The sequence below is a fragment of the Alishewanella longhuensis genome (assembly GCF_014653435.1).
In the GTDB taxonomy this organism is placed as follows: domain Bacteria; phylum Pseudomonadota; class Gammaproteobacteria; order Enterobacterales; family Alteromonadaceae; genus Alishewanella; species Alishewanella longhuensis.
In genome coordinates this window covers 1-715 of record NZ_BNAO01000026.1, presented here as the reverse complement: position 1 = coordinate 715, position 715 = coordinate 1, and the positions used below count along the sequence as shown (strand labels likewise).

Annotated in this window: 1 protein-coding gene; it reads left to right on the top strand. The window is 51.7% G+C overall.

What is annotated here, in order from left to right; translation table 11 throughout:
- The coding region (locus IE163_RS17655) for an Ig-like domain-containing protein (RefSeq protein ID WP_229833644.1) at positions 1 to 715 on the top strand (715 nt) is incomplete at both ends.

Sequence of the window (715 nt, the reverse complement as noted above, 5' to 3'; positions counted from 1 at the left end):
TTTACCCTGGCAGACTTGACCGTTGCTAATGGTACTTTGAGTGGCTTGAGCAGCAGCGACGGCGGTATCACCTGGACCGCGACATTGACACCAGGTAGCAACATCACTGACACCACCAATTTGATCACGCTGGATAATACCGGTGTGGCTGATGCGGCAGGAAATACAGGCACAGGTACCACCAACTCTAACAATTATGCCATTGATACACAGCGTCCGACTGCCAGCATCGTGGTGGCCGATACCGCTCTGGCGATTGGTGAAACTTCGCTGGTGACGATTACCTTTAGCGAAGCGGTGACAGGATTTACCAATGCAGATCTGACCATTGCTAATGGTACCTTAAGTGCGGTGAGCAGCAGCGACGGGGGTATTACCTGGACAGCCACTTTTACGCCAACGGCTGGCGTGACAGATGCGAGCAATGTGATTACGTTAGATAACACTGGCGTGGCTGATGCGGCAGGAAACACGGGTACTGGTACAACCAACTCCAACAACTATGCAATTGACTCGGTGCGGCCAACAGCTGCCATAGTGGTAGCAGACACAACCTTAGTGATAGGTGAAACTTCGCTGGTAACCATTACCTTTAGCGAAGCGGTAACCGGTTTTACCCTGGCTGACTTGACTGTTGAAAATGGTGCTTTAAGTGGTTTGAGCAGTAGCGACGGCGGCATCACCTGGACTGCAACATTGACGCCGGGTAGCAATA